This is a genomic window from Actinobacillus succinogenes 130Z (assembly GCF_000017245.1).
GTDB classification, from domain to species: Bacteria; Pseudomonadota; Gammaproteobacteria; order Enterobacterales; family Pasteurellaceae; genus Exercitatus; species Exercitatus succinogenes.
This window is the reverse complement of sequence record NC_009655.1, coordinates 1,758,514-1,774,247: the sequence shown is the minus strand read 5'-3', so window position 1 is coordinate 1,774,247 and position 15,734 is coordinate 1,758,514. Positions and strand designations below refer to the sequence as shown.

At 43.3% G+C, this 15,734-nt stretch carries 16 protein-coding genes; 7 read left to right on the top strand and 9 right to left on the bottom strand.

Annotation, left to right across the window (positions count from 1 at the left end; genetic code table 11):
* Positions 1–70 precede the first annotated feature (70 nt).
* Both uspE and ASUC_RS08340 read right to left on the bottom strand, forming a co-directional pair.
* Positions 71–1,003 carry a universal stress protein UspE gene (gene uspE / locus ASUC_RS08345; protein ID WP_012073342.1) on the bottom strand — a complete coding sequence of 311 codons (933 nt, stop codon included), beginning with the start codon at positions 1,001–1,003 and terminating at the stop codon, positions 71–73.
* 139 nt (positions 1,004–1,142) lie between these two features.
* On the bottom strand, positions 1,143–1,916 hold the full coding sequence (locus ASUC_RS08340) for an FNR family transcription factor (RefSeq protein ID WP_012073341.1): 774 nt from the start codon (positions 1,914–1,916) through the stop codon (positions 1,143–1,145).
* A 120-nt stretch (positions 1,917–2,036) separates the two neighbouring features.
* Between ASUC_RS08340 and ASUC_RS08335 the strand changes: the two genes are divergently transcribed.
* Positions 2,037–2,231: a hypothetical protein gene (locus ASUC_RS08335; protein WP_012073340.1), complete on the top strand. Its 195-nt coding sequence runs from the start codon at positions 2,037–2,039 to the stop codon at positions 2,229–2,231.
* A 47-nt stretch (positions 2,232–2,278) separates the two neighbouring features.
* On the opposite strand, the gene ftnA (ASUC_RS08330) is transcribed toward ASUC_RS08335, so the two are convergent.
* The 3 genes from ftnA (ASUC_RS08330) to ASUC_RS08320 all read right to left on the bottom strand — a co-directional run bounded on the left by ftnA (ASUC_RS08330) (position 2,279) and on the right by ASUC_RS08320 (position 3,940).
* Entirely contained in the window at positions 2,279–2,773 is a 495-nt protein-coding gene (gene ftnA, locus ASUC_RS08330) for a non-heme ferritin (protein ID WP_012073339.1), read from the bottom strand.
* Positions 2,774–2,787: 14 nt separating this feature from the next.
* Positions 2,788–3,273 carry a non-heme ferritin gene (ftnA, locus tag ASUC_RS08325; RefSeq protein ID WP_012073338.1) on the bottom strand — a complete coding sequence of 162 codons (486 nt, stop codon included), beginning with the start codon at positions 3,271–3,273 and terminating at the stop codon, positions 2,788–2,790.
* Positions 3,274–3,523: 250 nt separating this feature from the next.
* The gene (locus ASUC_RS08320; protein ID WP_012073337.1) at positions 3,524–3,940 is read right to left on the bottom strand and encodes an EamA family transporter; all 417 of its coding nucleotides are present in this window, start codon (positions 3,938–3,940) and stop codon (positions 3,524–3,526) included.
* 66 nt (positions 3,941–4,006) lie between these two features.
* Between ASUC_RS08320 and ASUC_RS08315 the strand changes: the two genes are divergently transcribed.
* Entirely contained in the window at positions 4,007–4,309 is a 303-nt protein-coding gene (locus ASUC_RS08315; protein ID WP_012073336.1) for an RnfH family protein, read from the top strand.
* Positions 4,310–4,662: 353 nt separating this feature from the next.
* Here ASUC_RS08315 and glpK read toward each other — a convergent pair whose 3' ends face one another.
* Positions 4,663–6,174: a glycerol kinase GlpK gene (glpK, locus tag ASUC_RS08310; protein ID WP_041834799.1), complete on the bottom strand. Its 1,512-nt coding sequence runs from the start codon at positions 6,172–6,174 to the stop codon at positions 4,663–4,665.
* 379 nt (positions 6,175–6,553) lie between these two features.
* Here glpK and ASUC_RS08305 point away from each other — a divergent pair, with 379 nt between their 5' ends.
* Positions 6,554–7,294 carry an MIP/aquaporin family protein gene (locus ASUC_RS08305; protein WP_012073334.1) on the top strand — a complete coding sequence of 247 codons (741 nt, stop codon included), beginning with the start codon at positions 6,554–6,556 and terminating at the stop codon, positions 7,292–7,294.
* Positions 7,295–7,373: 79 nt separating this feature from the next.
* Here ASUC_RS08305 and ASUC_RS08300 read toward each other — a convergent pair whose 3' ends face one another.
* From ASUC_RS08300 to ASUC_RS08290, 3 genes are all read right to left on the bottom strand, one after another.
* Positions 7,374–9,635 (bottom strand): nitric-oxide reductase large subunit, encoded by a 2,262-nt coding sequence (locus ASUC_RS08300; RefSeq protein WP_012073333.1) that lies wholly within the window; start codon positions 9,633–9,635, stop codon positions 7,374–7,376.
* A gap of 224 nt (positions 9,636–9,859) precedes the next feature.
* Entirely contained in the window at positions 9,860–10,645 is a 786-nt protein-coding gene (locus ASUC_RS08295; protein WP_012073332.1) for a triose-phosphate isomerase, read from the bottom strand.
* A gap of 22 nt (positions 10,646–10,667) precedes the next feature.
* Entirely contained in the window at positions 10,668–11,438 is a 771-nt protein-coding gene (locus ASUC_RS08290; RefSeq protein WP_012073331.1) for a DeoR/GlpR family DNA-binding transcription regulator, read from the bottom strand.
* Positions 11,439–11,658: 220 nt separating this feature from the next.
* Between ASUC_RS08290 and pdxA the strand changes: the two genes are divergently transcribed.
* The 4 genes from pdxA (at position 11,659) to ASUC_RS08270 (ending at position 15,634) form a co-directional block, all read left to right on the top strand.
* Positions 11,659–12,669, top strand: coding sequence for a 4-hydroxythreonine-4-phosphate dehydrogenase PdxA (gene pdxA / locus ASUC_RS08285; RefSeq protein ID WP_012073330.1), 1,011 nt, complete (start codon positions 11,659–11,661; stop codon positions 12,667–12,669).
* A gap of 22 nt (positions 12,670–12,691) precedes the next feature.
* Positions 12,692–14,056: a four-carbon acid sugar kinase family protein gene (locus ASUC_RS08280; RefSeq protein ID WP_012073329.1), complete on the top strand. Its 1,365-nt coding sequence runs from the start codon at positions 12,692–12,694 to the stop codon at positions 14,054–14,056.
* 10 nt (positions 14,057–14,066) lie between these two features.
* Positions 14,067–14,516 carry a ribose 5-phosphate isomerase B gene (rpiB, locus tag ASUC_RS08275; RefSeq protein WP_012073328.1) on the top strand — a complete coding sequence of 150 codons (450 nt, stop codon included), beginning with the start codon at positions 14,067–14,069 and terminating at the stop codon, positions 14,514–14,516.
* Between the two features lie 71 nt (positions 14,517–14,587).
* On the top strand, positions 14,588–15,634 hold the full coding sequence (locus ASUC_RS08270) for a 2-keto-3-deoxygluconate permease (protein ID WP_012073327.1): 1,047 nt from the start codon (positions 14,588–14,590) through the stop codon (positions 15,632–15,634).
* Positions 15,635–15,734: the final 100 nt, after the last annotated feature.

The window sequence follows — 15,734 nt, the reverse complement described above, 5'->3', positions numbered from 1 at the left end:
AGAAATAAAGTAATCCTCCACGCGTCTTCTCAAAATGTATAAAAAGTGCGGTCAAAAATTAATCGATTTTTTATTCATCCTCGTTTCTTGGCGGTTTAATCGCCAGTAAATTACATTTTAACTTACTGATAACATGTTCGGCGGTGTTGCCTAACAGGGCGGCGGATAAGCCGGTGCGTCCGACCGTGCCGAGCACCACCAATTCCGCGCCGAGTTCTTCGGCGACTTCGGGAATCACTTCTTCCGGGAAGCCTTCGCGAACATGGGTATGGTCTTCATCAATTCCGTATTTTTGGCGTAAAGCTTTCATGTTCAGTAGATGTTGTCCGCGAATACCGTTGATGTACTCTTTAGTGTGGAATTCCGGCAAGTCGATCGCCATATTGATCGGGGTCGGCGGATAGGCGCTGACTAAATGAATATTTCCGCGCTCCAATGTATCGGCCAAATCGATGCTCAGGTTGACTAAATAATGATTAAATTCTTCATGATAGTCTTCGTCGCCGGAAACGTTTACCGCCACAAGAATACGACGTTGGTGTTTCCAGTCGCCGTCGCGCACCATTAACATCGGTGCCGGGCATTTACGCAGTAACTGCCAATCCACCGGGGTGAAGAAAATGGAAGCGACACTTTCTTCCTCTTTAGTATATTTCACTACCAAATCGTATTGATTTTTTTCGAACTCTTCCGCAATAGCTTCCGCTTCATTATTATTCCAAACCACTAACGTATTGAATTCAATCGCCGAATCGGTATATTTTTCGATATAATGCTGAATTTCTTGTTGACGTTGGGTAATGACACTCTGGTGCATTTCGTTGCGTTCCTCTGATGAAAGCAACGCTGACATTTCATAAGAAAGATCATAAACCGCAAGGAATAGCGTAATTTTCACTAATTGCTCGCTTTTTTGCTCTTTCACTAAACGAACCGCACGAGCCAAGCCGTGTTGCTTTTCATTTTCAGGGTTTAGGACGACGAGTATATTATTAAACTTCATAATGATCTCCTTTCTTGATCGCTATAATTAGAATAGAACAGAGCGGTCGTAAGAACAAGAATAATGAATCAAAAATGTGACCTAGTGCAAATTTTTGCCAAAAAAATTGCCATTTCGGTAGAAACGGCAATAAATTACATTAAGAAACAAATTTTATTTTTGTTCGGTTTGAACCCGAAATTGCCAATAAGGCATTTAAGTCGTTGATAGTAATGTATTTTCCTTGTACGGAAAGAATGCCCAACTTTTGAAAACGACCTAACAGGCGGCTAATCGTTTCAACAGTCAAGCCGAGATAATTACCTATATCGCCGCGCGTCATGGTTAATCGGAATTCACGGGAAGAAAAACCGCGTGCGGAATACCGTTTGGATAAATTGTAGATAAAGGCGGCCAAACGTTCTTCCGCATTCATTTTAGAAAGCAGAAGAATCATTTCCTGGTTGCTTTGAATTTCACAGCTCATCAGGCGCATCATCTGCTGACGTAATTTCGGCATTTTACCTGTTAAGTCGTCTAAAATATCATAAGGAATTTCGCAGACCATAGCGGTTTCCAACGCTTGCGCAAAACTTGGATGACGTACGTTGGTGATGGCGTCAAAACCGACTAAATCGCCAGGCAGGTGGAAAGAGGTAATTTGTTCTTCGCCGGTTTCGCTGATGGTATAGGTTTTGATGGTGCCGGAACGGATGGCATAAAGAGAAGTCAGTTCATCACCGGCTTTGAACAGTACCTGTGATTTTTGAATAGGTTTTTTGCGCTCGATAATGTTGTCGAGCTGATCAAGCTCATGTTCGTTAAGAGTAAAAGGAATACAAAGCTGGCTGATACTGCAATCTTGGCAGTGGATCGCACAACCGCCGGATTGGATACGGCGACCTGCCTTGGTTTCATTAGCTAAATTTGTCATGAGTTCCTCAATAGCAACTAAAACGCATAAAAAAGGGATAAAATTGATCTAACTCAACAAATGATAGCATTATTTGTTAAAATTAAGAAGAAATAAATCAAAAACTCAGAAGGTAAAATTATGCCGGCAGAAAAATTAACCAAACGCCGATTTCTTCAAATTCTCATTATGTTGGGAATTTTGATTTTCGTTTTTTTATATCGGACTTATCACTACTCCGATGAGCCGAATGAGGAATTCCGGCGTAGCGAGCCGTTTAATCGTACGCAAAGTGCGGTCAATTCCGCGCCTGTTTTGAAAAACGGCAATAAATAAAAAGGAGAGCATAAACATGCTCTCCGTTTGGTTATTTGGTCGTTAAATTAATCGGCGGATAAATTGCCTAAATCTTTATCGATCAGGAATAAGGATTTACCTTCTTCACCTAGGATGTTGAATTTATCTAAAATACCGCCGAATAATTTTTCTTCTTCGTGTTGTTCACCGACGAACCATTGCAAGTGATTGAATGCGGAATAATCTTTTTCTTCAAAAGTCGCCGTCACTAATTCGTTGATTTTACGGGTAATTAATTTTTCGTGTTCGAAAGTCAATTCGATAACTTGGCGCAATGAACGATAGTCGGCCGCCGGCGCTTCAATAGCTTCAATGCGAACTTCTGCGCCGGTTTCGTTCAGATAAGTGAACAGTTTGCGCATATGCTGCATTTCTTCCGCCGCATGTTCGCGTAAGAATGTTGAGGTACCCGTATAACCTTTTTGTTCGCACCACGCGCTCATTTGCAAATAAAGATTGGAAGAATAGAACTCGAGATTCATTTGGGCGTTTAACAATTTAACTACATTTGCTGATAACATTTTAATTCTCCCGATTATAATTTTGCTAAATCGTTATCGATAAAATATAAAGAGTGGCCGTCTTCACCCATGATGTTAAATTTGTCCAGAATACTGCCGAATAATTTTTCCTCTTCATGCTGTTCCGCCACATACCATTGCAGGAAGTTGAAAGTTGAGTAGTCTTTATGGGCGAATGTTACTTCTACCAATTCGTTGATTTTGGATGTCACCAGTTTTTCGTGTTCCATTGTAACTTCGAAGACTTCTTTTAACGAACCGTATTCGGCACGAGGTGCGTCGATTTTGCCTAAAAGCGGTAAACCGCCGGTTTCGCTCACATAACCGAATAATTTTTGCATGTGTTCCATTTCTTCATCGGCGTGGCGAAGCAGGAATGCCGCTGCGCCGGTATAACCTTTTTGCTCGCACCATGCGCTCATTTGTAAATAGATGTTGGATGAATAAAATTCTAAATTGATTTGTTCGTTCAATTTAGCGGTAATTGCTTGGTTTAACATGTTTCGTTTCCTCAATAAAATAATTCTGACATGATTGTCGTAAATTCGTCCGTATTTTAACCAAATTATAATATCCGTCAAGTGTTGTTTTACGTAACTTATTAATTTATCTAGATTTTTTAATGTAAATCATTCTTGTTTATTATATCGTTAACAAATAAATATTCTCTGTAATGCGTTACGTTTTTGATTCGGATTCGTCTCGGTTTGTATGAGCGGTATTTGAAAATCGTTATTTTTATGACCGCACTTATAATGCCAGAACCAGTACGCCGCTACAAATCAGTAATGATCCGATCACTAATTTCAGACTGACGGCTTCTCCCAATACCGCCACACCTAATACGATAGCAATCACTACGCTGAGTTTATCGATGGGGGCAACCCAAGAGGCCGGGGCAAGCTGTAAGGCGCGATAATAACAAAGCCAGGACAGTCCGGTGGCAATGCCGGAAAGTATCAGAAAAGTGAGGGGCTTGGCTGCAATGTGTTGGGGCAGTTGCCATTCGTTGCGGGCGGTGACGATACCGCCAATAACAAAGAATATTACGACGGTTCGGATAAACGTGGCGAGATTACTGTTAATGCCTTCAACTCCTAGTTTGCCGAAAATTGCCGTGAGACCGGCAAAAAATGCCGAACCGAAAGCAAAAATAAGCCAGTTCATAAATTTCTCCTGTTTCCGATTAACGTTTTCGTTATAATGCAACTAATTTTTAGTTAAGGGAAGATTATGGAACAAATAAATATCGAAATCGCTTACGCCTATCCGCATAATCACTATTTGAAATCCTTTACATTAGATGCGGGAACAACCGTGCAGTCCGCCATTTTGCAATCAGGTATTTTAGCCCAATATACGGATATCGATTTACGTAAAAATAAGATCGGTATTTTTGCCCGACCGGTAAAATTAACGGATGTATTGAAAAATGGTGATCGTATCGAAATTTACCGTCCGTTATTGGCGGATCCGAAAGAAATCCGCCGTAAACGCGCCGCTCAGCAGGCAGCCCGGCAAAAGGGAAAAATATAAATAAATCGCTTTTATTTAACCGAGCCCTATTGCTGCCGATATCTTTTTACGGAATGTTAGTGCTACGGTTTAATCAACACAAACACCAGATCCGGAAAGCAGGGAGAGGATAAAGTCGGCAAATGAAGCAATAATTCTTTCTGATATTAGCGGATTTTGCCGAAGTGCGGTCGAAAATGAGACAGGATTTAGCCTGTCTGTGGCAAATAATTGCAAACCGGCTTATTTCGCTTTACCTTTGGAACTCTATCCCAAGGAGGGATGATGACCGAGTTATTTAACTAATTGAAAAAAGTGCGGTGAAATTCACCGCACTTTGATTTAGAACCGGTTTTTTAGCATTTTTAATAATCTTATTCAGCGTCTTCCTTCGCCCATTCAAGCGCGCGGCGAACCGCTTTTTTCCAACCTTTATAACGGCGTTCGCGTTTTTCATTGTCGTTATCCGGCGTGAAAGTCCGTTCTACGCGTGCTTTATCCTGTAATTCATTTAAGTCTTTCCAGAAACCTACGGCAAGACCGGCAAGATAAGCTGCGCCTAATGCGGTTACTTCTTTTACGACAGGACGTTCTACATTTACATCCAAAATATCCGCTTGAAATTGCATTAAGAAGTTGTTAGCCGTTGCACCGCCGTCTACACGGAGATATTTTAATTTTTCACCGGAATCTGATTGCATCGCTTCTAATACGTCGCGGGTTTGGTATGCGATAGATTCCAAAGTGGCACGTACGATGTGGTTGCGGTTGGCTCCGCGGGATAACCCTAAGATCGCTCCTCGGGCATAAGGATCCCAATATGGCGCACCTAAACCGGTGAAGGCGGGAACGACATAAACGCCGTTAGTGCTTGGTACTTTGGTGGCAAAATATTCACTGTCGTAACTGTCGTGAACGATTTTGAGTTCGTCACGTAACCATTGAATTGACGCACCGGCGATAAATACGGAACCTTCGAGCGCATATTCCGGTTCGCCTTTAGCGTTACAGGCGATGGTGGTCAACAATCCGTTTTTAGATGTAATCGCTTTGTTACCGGTGTGGAGTAACATAAAGCAACCCGTACCATAAGTATTTTTCGCCTGACCGGCGGTGACGCATAAATGTCCGTAAAGCGCCGCTTGTTGGTCGCCTGCGATACCGGCTACAGGAATACGTACCCCGCCTTTACCACCGATGTTGGTTTGGCCGTAAATTTCAGATGAATTTTTCACTTCCGGCAACATTGAACGAGGAATATCTAAAATTTCCAACATTTTGTCATCCCATTGTTTGGTATGAATGTTGAATAACATGGTACGGGAAGCATTGGTATAGTCGGTCACGTGTACGCGTCCCTGCGTGAGCTTCCATACCAGCCATGTATCCACGGTACCGAATAATAGTTCGCCGCGTTCCGCTTTTTCACGCGCGCCTTCCACATTATCCAAAATCCATTTAACCTTAGTACCTGAGAAATACGGATCAACCACTAAACCTGTGGTTTGGCGGATGTAATCTTCATAACCCTCCGCTTTTAATTTATCCGTAATATCGGAAGTACGGCGACATTGCCATACGATAGCATTGTAAACAGGCGTACCGGTTTCTTTTTCCCACACAATAGTGGTTTCCCGTTGATTAGTAATACCGATAGCCGCAATTTGATCGGAAGTAATACCTGCTTTTGCAACGACTTCGTTTAAGGTTGAACTTTGCGTCGCCCAAATTTCCATCGGATTATGTTCAACCCAACCGGCTTGCGGATAAATTTGTGTGAATTCCCGTTGGGCTATCTCCACAATGTTTGCATCGTGATCGAGTAAAACGGCACGGGAGCTGGTTGTTCCTTGGTCTAATGCAATAATGTATTTTTTGTCCATAATAAATTTCCTTTGGAGGTTTATCGGATACGATTGTGTGATTTTTACGCACATAGTGAATCAATTAATATCCTTTGAGCGTAAACGAACAAATTGCAACTATACGTTAATCGAATATGCGCATAAATTAAATGGTTATTTTTCAAAAATTTGAACTTTGTCACAAAATTTTATCAATATTGCTCAGATTTTGAAAAATAATGTGATCAGGTTAACATTTTCGAAAAAAAACAATCTGTCGTTATTGCTTTATTTAAATAAAGCCAGATAATAATCGCCGGTCACATAAGTCTCTAAAATATTGCTTGATTGAAAACGAACGAAATTGCCGATTTATGTTTTGAGGGAAACATAGTTCTATCAATAATATGGAGATTTTCTTATGAATGCTTATTTAGCCGAGTTTTTGGGTACTGCACTCTTAGTTTTAATGGGTAACGGTGTCGTTGCCAATGTGTGCTTAAACAAAACAAAAGGTAATAGTTCCGGCTGGATTGTAATTACAACCGCATGGGCATTTGCGGTATATGTTGCGGTGGTCGCGACGGGAGAATACAGCGGCGCTCACTTAAATCCGGCGGTAACTATCGGTGTTGCGGTGAAAGGTTCATTTGATTGGGCGATGGTACCCGGTTATATCGCCGCACAAGTTGCAGGCGGTGTGCTGGGTGGTTTTGTCGTCTATTTATTTTATCGCGATCACTTCCTGGCAACAGAAGATGCGGCGGCAAAACGTGCCTGTTTTTCAACGGAACCGGCAATTCGTCACTATGCAAATAACTTGTTCTGTGAAATTATCGGAACTATTGTTTTAGTTTCTATCATTTTCTTTATTTCATCAGGTCATGTCACTTTACCGGGTTCTGACGCACCGGCACCAATCGGTTTAGGTTCAATCGGTGCGTTGCCTGTTGCGATTTTAGTTTGGGCCATCGGTTTAAGTTTAGGCGGTACAACCGGTTATGCCATTAACCCGGCTCGGGATTTGGGTCCGCGTATTGCGTTGGCAATATTAGGTAAAAAACTCAATACACCGGCGGATTGGGGATATGCCTGGGTGCCTGTTGTGGGACCGATGCTGGGTGGTGTTATCGCGGCAGTCGCTTACAATATGATTATGTAATTGAAAATTTCAGTTAAAATTAGAAGCCGTCTTTTCACAAAGATGGCTTTATTTTATGGTGAATATTCGAATTTGTATGTTATATGATTGATTCGGTCTCTTGTTGTTTACGATTAAATGTTAATCTTGCCACTTCATAGGCAAATAATAACGCCCCGAAGATCAGGATTAAATCGCCGATAGTTCTCAACCAACGCAGGGTTTGTAAGAAATCTTGTTGTAGGAAACCTTCGCTGCGTGCGTACCATAGGCCCTTGCTGATACTGGCGGAAACCTGATATAAGCCGATCGGTAACAGGCTGACGGCTATCATCAGTACTAACCCGATGTTCATTGACCAGAATCCTGTCTTCATGATTTTTTCATTGAATTGAAAATCAGGTTTTAAATAGCGCGCTACCAGTAACACGAAGCCTAACGCCAAAAAACCGTACACACCGAATAATGCCGCATGGGCATGGACTGCAGTCGTATTCAACCCTTGTAAGTAAAACAGTGAAATAGGCGGGTTAATTAAGAAACCGAAAACGCCGGCACCCAACATATTCCAAAAGGCGACGGCAACGAAACACATTAACGGCCAACGCAACTTTTGCATCCATGGGGTTCTATGCTGATATGACCAATGTTCATAAGCTTCATTTCCCAAAAGAACCAGGGGTACCACTTCTAACGCTGAGAATACCGCACCGGCGGCTAATGCCGGGGTAGTCGTGCCCGAAAAGTAGAAATGGTGTGCGGTTCCGGGTATGCCGCCGACAAGGAATAAGCTGCCTGCCATTAATGAGGCAATGGTTGCACTGTGATAGCTGACTAATCCTAAATTATAGAAAATAAATGCCAACGCACAGGTGGCGAATACTTCAAAGAAGCCCTCCACCCATAGGTGCACCACCCACCAACGCCAGTATTCCATCACCGTAATGCCGGAATGTTCGCCGTAGAATAATCCCGGACCGTAGAACAACCCGACGCCTATAATCGATGCGATAAAGATAGCCAGTAAATTTTTATCTCCGTCTTGTTTGAAGGAATAACGCGTACAACGCAGCATTAACCATAACCAAAGCAGGAATCCCACAAATAACAGTAATTGCCAGAAACGTCCTAGATCTAAGTATTCATAGCCTTGATGACCGAACCAGAAATTCAGTTCCGTCGGAATCCGATGGCTTAATGCAAAGAAATTACCGGTGTAAGAACCGATAACGACGATTAATAATGCCAAGAATAAGAAATTCACGCCGAATTTTTGGTATTTCGGATCCTTTCCGCCGTTGATAACCGGCGCTAAGAATAATCCTGCGGTCAAAAAGCCTGTTGCGATCCAAAATAAAGCGGATTGAATATGCCATGTTCTGATTAAAGAATAGGGAAGCAGCTGGGAGATATCCACACCGTAGAATTTTTGGCCTTCTACCGTATAGTGCGCAAGTATGCCGCCCAGCCCTACTTGAACGACAAATAATGCCAATGTCAGGAAGACATATTTACCTAATGCTTTTTGCGACGGCGTTAGATTTAATTTGAGTAGCGGATCCGCAGCCGGTGCTGCCGGCGCTTTTTCGTTATGATCGCGAAAGAAAGAATAGCCCCAAATCAGAAAGCCGATACCGGCGATTAAACATACGATGGAAATCAGCGACCACATGATATTTTCCGTCGTCGGTACATTATTGATTAAGGGTTCGTGCGGCCAATTATTGGTGTAAGTCACCTCCGCATTGGGACGACTGGTTGAGGCCGCCCATGCTGTCCAGAAGAAAAAATCCGATAGCTTTTGACGGGCTTCAATGTTCGGTAGAGTGTTGTTTTTCATTGCGAATGATTCCCGGGTCGGAATCATTGAAGGATCATCGCCATACAATTTGATGTAATAATCGGCGGTTTGTCGAATGGCTTGCAGACGGGTTTCGGATAAAAGCACATTACCGGCTTCATTTACTCGGCTTTGGTGGCGGTATTCATCACGCAGAGCGGATTGTAGAGCAGCTTGATCGGTGAAGTTTAATTCGTCATAACTTTTCCGAAACGTTGTTTGCGCCGTAATATCCAGCCATGCGGTTAACTCGCGGTGGAGCCAGTCAGCCGTCCAGTCCGGCGCTTGGTAGGCGCCATGCCCTAATAATGATCCGACTTCCATCCCGCCGGTCGTTTGCCAAGCGGTCTGACCGGCAAGAATATCGGCTTCTGTCATTACCGTTTCGCCGTTCTGAGATACATAAGCCTTAGGAACAGGAGGCGCTTGCCGATAAACTTCAACGCCGATATAGCCTAATATTGTGAAAGTTACCATGAGGACGATAATCAGCGTCGCCCACAGCTTTTTATATTTTCCCATTGAAATTGCTCCTTGTAATAATGATTACTTTCGATTTTTTGCATCTAGGAGCGATTAAAATAACCAAGTATTTTAGTCGGCTAAATACCTGAGTAATTGTATCAGATATTAAGTGAATCAAAACACTCAAAAATAGGTAAATAAAAAGCGCGGTCGAAATTTCGTCTGTTTTTTCGACCGCACTTTAGTGATGTAACAACGATAACGCTTAAATAGAATTTCGTTTATTTTGTCAATAAACCGGACATTAGCGCATGGAATTTATCCACTTCCCAGGCGCTGCGTCCGATGAATAATCCGTCGATATGCGGTTGGACGAATAATTCCGGTGCATTTTCCGGATTCACGCTGCCACCGTAGAAAACCGGGATCTTGTCGCCTTCTTCACCGAATAATTCGATCAGACATTGTTTGATTACCGCTTGTTTTTCATCGGCATAACCGGCGGAAGCGGGGATACCGGCGGTGCCGATTGCCCAAACCGGCTCATAAGCGACACGCAGCAACGATAATTGATCCGGTGTGACGCCGTGTAGACCGATTTTTAGTTGGGTTCTTAATATTTCGTCGGAAATACCGTAGTTTTTTTGTTCCAGGGTTTCACCGACACAAAGTAAAGTGACAAATTGATGTTTAAGAGCCGCCAATACTTTAGCATTTTCTTCCTGATCCGTTTCACGGAATACGTGACGTCGTTCGGAATGTCCGATCATTACTAATTGTACGCCCAGTTCTTTCAGCATGAGGGGCGAAATATCGCCGGTAAATTGCCCCGAATCGTTCGGATTCATATTTTGCGCACCGATCATAATCGGATGTTTGGAAGGTATGCTGCGTACGGCGGCGATAGCGTCGCTTAAGGTAGTAAATGAAGGGATGACAAATAATTCCAGATTTTTATCCGCCGGCAATGTATCCGCTAATTCGGACAGTTTGGTTAGATAATCCACCGCTTCCGCATTACCTTTGTACATTTTCAGATTAGTCCCGAAATAGATTTTCTTGGTCATAACAAATCCCTCTTGTTTCTAATTATTTAACCACATCGACGGATGTAACGTTTTTGAGCAGGTTGTAAAATTTTAACGAAATACCTTTATCGGTAATAATTTTATGCACTCTGTTTAACGGCGCGGAGACGAATAAATGCTCCGTGACGAATTTATTGCTGCAGGTTAGCACATAAACTTCTTTAGCAATTTCAAAAATAAGTTTTTTGATTTGCATTTGATCGTTACCGATAGAAGTAATGCCGATTTCCGGATGAACGCCGTGTACGCCGATAAAAGCCTTGCTTGCTCTGAAATTTTTCATCATGTCTATAGCGCTTTCTCCCATGGATGCCGGAATCTTGCCGGAAATGAGCCCGCCGATCAGCATAATTTCAATATTATTGGTATTGGCAAGTTCGCATGCTACATAGAGGGAGTTGGTGATAATCACTAAATATTTATCGGCATAGCGTTTAATCACTTGCGCCAAATAAAAGCTGTTAGAAGAGTCGTCAAGAATGATCGTGTCGCGATCATTGACGTACTGGTAGGCTTTTTCAGCGATTTTTAACTTATTTTCGCGATCTTTGAATATATTGCCCGCTGGCAAAGAGATGGAAATCATCGGTGGGGTCGGCAGCGCTCCGCCGTGAGTACGGATTAGTGCGCCTTGTTTTTCTAACGATCGGATAGCCGTACGAATCGTTACTACGGAACAATTCAGTAACCGGCTTAATTCAATATTATCTACATATTGTTGTTGTTCCAGAACTGTCAATATTTGCTGTTCCCTTTCGCTGTATTGGGCCATATTTCTTCCTTTAATTATTTATCAATATTTATTATAGAACACTTTTCTTTATTTTTCTCTATATAAAATTATTTTCGTTTTCTTTCGCTAAAATTTGATCCATCTCTCATTTTTCAAAAATAATCTATATTTAACCGCATTTTTTAATGACATTATAAAAAATGCGTATATCATTAATTTATCTTTTACTTAAAACGAAAATAAACGAAAGGAGTTTTGTATGGGTAAAAAACCTGTCATCGCACTAACCATGGGGGATCCGGCGGGTATCGGTCCGGAAATTGTCGTGGATACCATGTTGAGCAAAGAAATTCACGATGTATGCAAACCTTTTGTTATCGGCAGCATTGCTATTCTTGAGCGTGCAGCCAAAGTGAGAGGGGCGTCGCTGAAATATCGCAAAATCGATGATCCCGCCGAGGCTAAATATGAATACGGTACGGCGGATGTACTGGAAACCGGGGATTACGATACGGATTCCATCAAATGGGGTGAAGTCCAGGCTTTAGCGGGACAAATGTCTTATGACTGGGTGATGAAATCCATTGAGTTGGGTATGGCGCATAAAATTGATGCGGTCTCCACCGCACCGATTCATAAACGTGCCATTAAGTTGGTCGGGGTAAAGGAACCGGGTCATACCGAAATTTATCAAAACGAAACCCATTCGCCTTACGGCCTGACTATGTTCAGCTGCCATAAACTGCGGGTATTTTTCGTCAGCCGCCATATGTCGGTGATCGACGCCTGTAAATATGCCACAAAAGAACGGGTGCTGGAGGATGTAAAAAATATCGATAAAGAATTGCGCAATATCGGTATCGAAAATCCGCTCATCGCCGTCGCGGCGTTAAATCCGCACGGCGGCGATAACGGGTTATTCGGTCGCGAAGAAATTGACGAATTGATTCCGGCCGTGGAAGCGGCGAAAGCGGCGGGCATAAACGTTACCGGTCCGGTGCCGGCGGATTCCGTGTTCCATATCGGTAAATCCGGTAAATACGACGCTATTTTGTCGCTATATCACGACCAAGGCCATATTGCCTGCAAAACCTTAGACTTTGAAAAATCCGTCACCATTACTTTCGGTTTACCGTTTATGCGCAGTTCCGTGGATCACGGTACGGCATTCGATATTGCCGGTCAAAACATTGCCAACGGCGTCAGTATGATCGAATCCACAAAAGTGCTTGCCGAATATACCGCTAAGTACATGAACAAAAAATCGTAATACATTTTATAGGAGTCACCCTATGCCTGTAATCGGAGTTGTCGCAGACGATTTAACCGGAGCCACTACAACGGGGGTGTTGTTAGCACGTTCCGGTTCGAAAACTACGGTATTTTTCCACACCGAGGCGGCGGAAAAATTAAATGACGAAATTAATTCGGAATCATTACTTATCAGTACCAGCAGTCGACCGTTGCCGAAACATGAGGCTTATAAAGCCGTGCAAAAAGCGACCGCACTTTTAAATAAACTGGGGGTGCAATATTTTACCAAACGGATTGATACCACTATGCGCGGCGGTGTCGGAGTGGAAATCGATGCCATGCTGGATATTTTGCCGGAAGATACGATTGCGATCGTTGTTCCTGCGATGCCTCAATCCCGCCGGATTTTAGTGGGCGGTTATTCCGTGATTGACGGAGTAGCGTTAACCAAAACGCCGGTGGCGCAAGATGTAAGAACGCCGGTAAAAGAAGGCTTTATTCCGGCTTTACTGGCGGCACAAACCCGTCATCATGTGGGGCAGGTTACGTTGAACGATGTCATGCGCGGCATCTATGAAATTAAAATCGCTTTAATGGAGCAAATTCGTCTCGGTAATCGCGTCATCGTGGTTGACGCCATTACTTTAGAAGACGTTTCCAATATTGCCCATGCTTGTCTGTTACTGGAAAACCACATTCTTGCCGTGGATCCGGGGCCTTTTACGGCGGCACTCGGCTTTCATCGCGGTCTTATTCATAAAGAAGAACCGAATATTCCGCCGAAAAACGGTGACGGTTGTGCCGAAGGTAAAACCGTATTGGTGGTTGCCGGTAGTGCGACACCGGTAACTAAGCTACAAATGGAAGTGCTATGTCGTGATGAGCGTAATGTCTGTATTTCCGTTGATCCGTTATTAATGATTGAAGGCGGTGAAATTGCGGACAAAGAAGCTAAACGGGTGGTGAAACGGATGAAAGACTATATGTCGGATAAAGTGCCGCCCCGAGCGGTTTTACTGGAAACCGCATTACACGGACCGTTGCTGAATCTGACTGAAGAAGACGAAAAACGCAATTATGTTTCGGGCGAAAGTGCGGAACGGATTAATGCCGGTTTAGGCATGATTGTGGCGGATATTTTTGATGCCGTGGGCGCTGATCGTTTTGCCGGTATTTACGCTACGGGCGGCGATACGATGGTGAATGTGTGTAATCAGTTGGGCGTTGCGGCAATTGAAATGATCGACTACGTCATTCCTCAGGCTGACATCGGTCGTTTAGTGGGGAAATTCGATAACAAAATGCCTATTGTCGGCAAAGGCGGATTAACTGGTGATGAACATACCGCTTGTAAGATTGTGGATCGACTGTTCTTAGAAGCGTGTAGAGATGAAAATAATTAAGGAGTAAAACATGAAAATTGCAATTGGATGTGATGAAGCGGCATATCGTTTAAAAGTTGAAATTATGAAACATTTAGATGCTATTGGCGTTGAATATGACGATTTCGGCGCAGGCGAGGGCGATGTGGTGCTATACCCCGATGTTGCGGAAGCCGTAGCCGTCGCTGTGGCGGAAGGCAAATATGAACGTGCCATTTTAACCTGCGGTACGGGGATCGGCATGTGCATTACAGCGAATAAAGTACCAGGTGTGCGGGCTGCGGTCTGTCACGACGTATTTTCTACGGAACGTTCGCGCAAAAGTAATGATGCGCAAATTATGTGCTTAGGCGAACGTGTAATCGGTGTCGAATTAGCCAAATCTCTGATTGATGTTTGGTTTAAATGTGATTTTGCCGGCGGCGGTTCCGCACCGAAAGTTGCACGTATCAATGAAATTGATGCGAAATACCACAAATAAACGCCGTATCAATCAATAAACTCCGGCGATAACGCCGGAGTGCCGATACTTTCTATATCAGGAGATATCCTATGGTTAAGCTAAAACGTAATGCGGAAGGTCATATTGATTTGGGATTAATGGATAAAATGATGAAAATCCCCGGCGGGTTGGTTATCATTCCGTTACTTCTTGCCGTCGCAATAAAAACATTTTTCCCTCAATTCTTTGAAATCGGGGGCTTCACAAGCGGGTTGTTCAAAAACGGCCAACCGGCAATGATGGGGATTTTCCTCATTTTATGCGGTTCGTCCATTAATGTCAGACAAGTCGGTATGCCGCTGTATAAAGGAGTCGTATTAACCAGCGCCAAATTTTTTCTGGGCATTGCCATCGGTTTATTTGTCGGGCATTTCTTCGGCCCGGAAGGTATTTGGGGATTATCGCCAATCGTGTTGATTGCGGCAATTACCAACTCTAACAGTTCATTATATATTTCCCTGTCATCCCAGTTCGGTAATTCCACCGACACCGGCGCGATTTCTATTTTATCATTGAACGACGGACCGTTTTTTACATTGATTGCCCTAGGCGCAAGCGGTTTGGCAAACATTCCGTTTATGGCGGTAGTGGCGACTTTAATTCCGTTATTAATCGGTTTCATCTGGGGGAACCTGGATACCACTTTTCGTACGTTATGCGGCAAAGCACAGCCGATCATCATCTTTTTTATGACTATCGCTATCGGTTCCGGTACCAATGTGGACACCATTTTAGTAGCGGGAGCTTCCGGTATTATCTTAGGTCTATTATCCACCGTTACCGCCGTAGTATTCTTTTATGTATTTAATATTTTCCTGCCGAAAAGGGAGCGTAACGCTATGGGGGCGGCGATCGGCACGACAGCATTGAATTCGGCTATGACGCCGGCCGCCGTTGCGGATGCCGATCCGACTTTCGCACCGCATGTACCGCTTGCCACGGCGCAATGCGCAACAGCTTCTATCATTACTTTATTCCTTTGTCCGTTTGTGGTGGCGTTTTTTGATCGACAAATGCGCAAAAATAAATTGGGTATTTACTCGGCGGAAGGCTGGGCGGGTAAAAAAATGGCAGATAATCAAGCTGACGCCGCTTAATTTTTTAATCATAGATAAAAGGCTGCAAAAGCAGCCTGAATATCCTTTCAAGAACTGATTTCGGCATAAAAGAAATCAGTTTTTTTATTTGTATTAGGAA

Coding starts and splice junctions, on each gene's coding strand:
- ASUC_RS08280 (WP_012073329.1), top strand. CDS start 12,692: ATGCCTGTAATCGGAGTTGTCGCAGACGATTTAACCGGAGCCACTACA.
- ASUC_RS08315 (WP_012073336.1), top strand. CDS start 4,007: ATGGAACAAATAAATATCGAAATCGCTTACGCCTATCCGCATAATCAC.
- uspE (WP_012073342.1), bottom strand. CDS start 1,003: ATGAAGTTTAATAATATACTCGTCGTCCTAAACCCTGAAAATGAAAAG.
- ASUC_RS08300 (WP_012073333.1), bottom strand. CDS start 9,635: ATGGGAAAATATAAAAAGCTGTGGGCGACGCTGATTATCGTCCTCATG.
- pdxA (WP_012073330.1), top strand. CDS start 11,659: ATGGGTAAAAAACCTGTCATCGCACTAACCATGGGGGATCCGGCGGGT.
- ASUC_RS08320 (WP_012073337.1), bottom strand. CDS start 3,940: ATGAACTGGCTTATTTTTGCTTTCGGTTCGGCATTTTTTGCCGGTCTC.
- ASUC_RS08340 (WP_012073341.1), bottom strand. CDS start 1,916: ATGACAAATTTAGCTAATGAAACCAAGGCAGGTCGCCGTATCCAATCC.
- ASUC_RS08295 (WP_012073332.1), bottom strand. CDS start 10,645: ATGACCAAGAAAATCTATTTCGGGACTAATCTGAAAATGTACAAAGGT.
- ASUC_RS08305 (WP_012073334.1), top strand. CDS start 6,554: ATGAATGCTTATTTAGCCGAGTTTTTGGGTACTGCACTCTTAGTTTTA.
- ASUC_RS08270 (WP_012073327.1), top strand. CDS start 14,588: ATGGTTAAGCTAAAACGTAATGCGGAAGGTCATATTGATTTGGGATTA.
- ASUC_RS08290 (WP_012073331.1), bottom strand. CDS start 11,438: ATGGCCCAATACAGCGAAAGGGAACAGCAAATATTGACAGTTCTGGAA.
- ftnA (WP_012073338.1), bottom strand. CDS start 3,273: ATGTTAAACCAAGCAATTACCGCTAAATTGAACGAACAAATCAATTTA.
- rpiB (WP_012073328.1), top strand. CDS start 14,067: ATGAAAATTGCAATTGGATGTGATGAAGCGGCATATCGTTTAAAAGTT.
- ASUC_RS08335 (WP_012073340.1), top strand. CDS start 2,037: ATGCCGGCAGAAAAATTAACCAAACGCCGATTTCTTCAAATTCTCATT.
- ftnA (WP_012073339.1), bottom strand. CDS start 2,773: ATGTTATCAGCAAATGTAGTTAAATTGTTAAACGCCCAAATGAATCTC.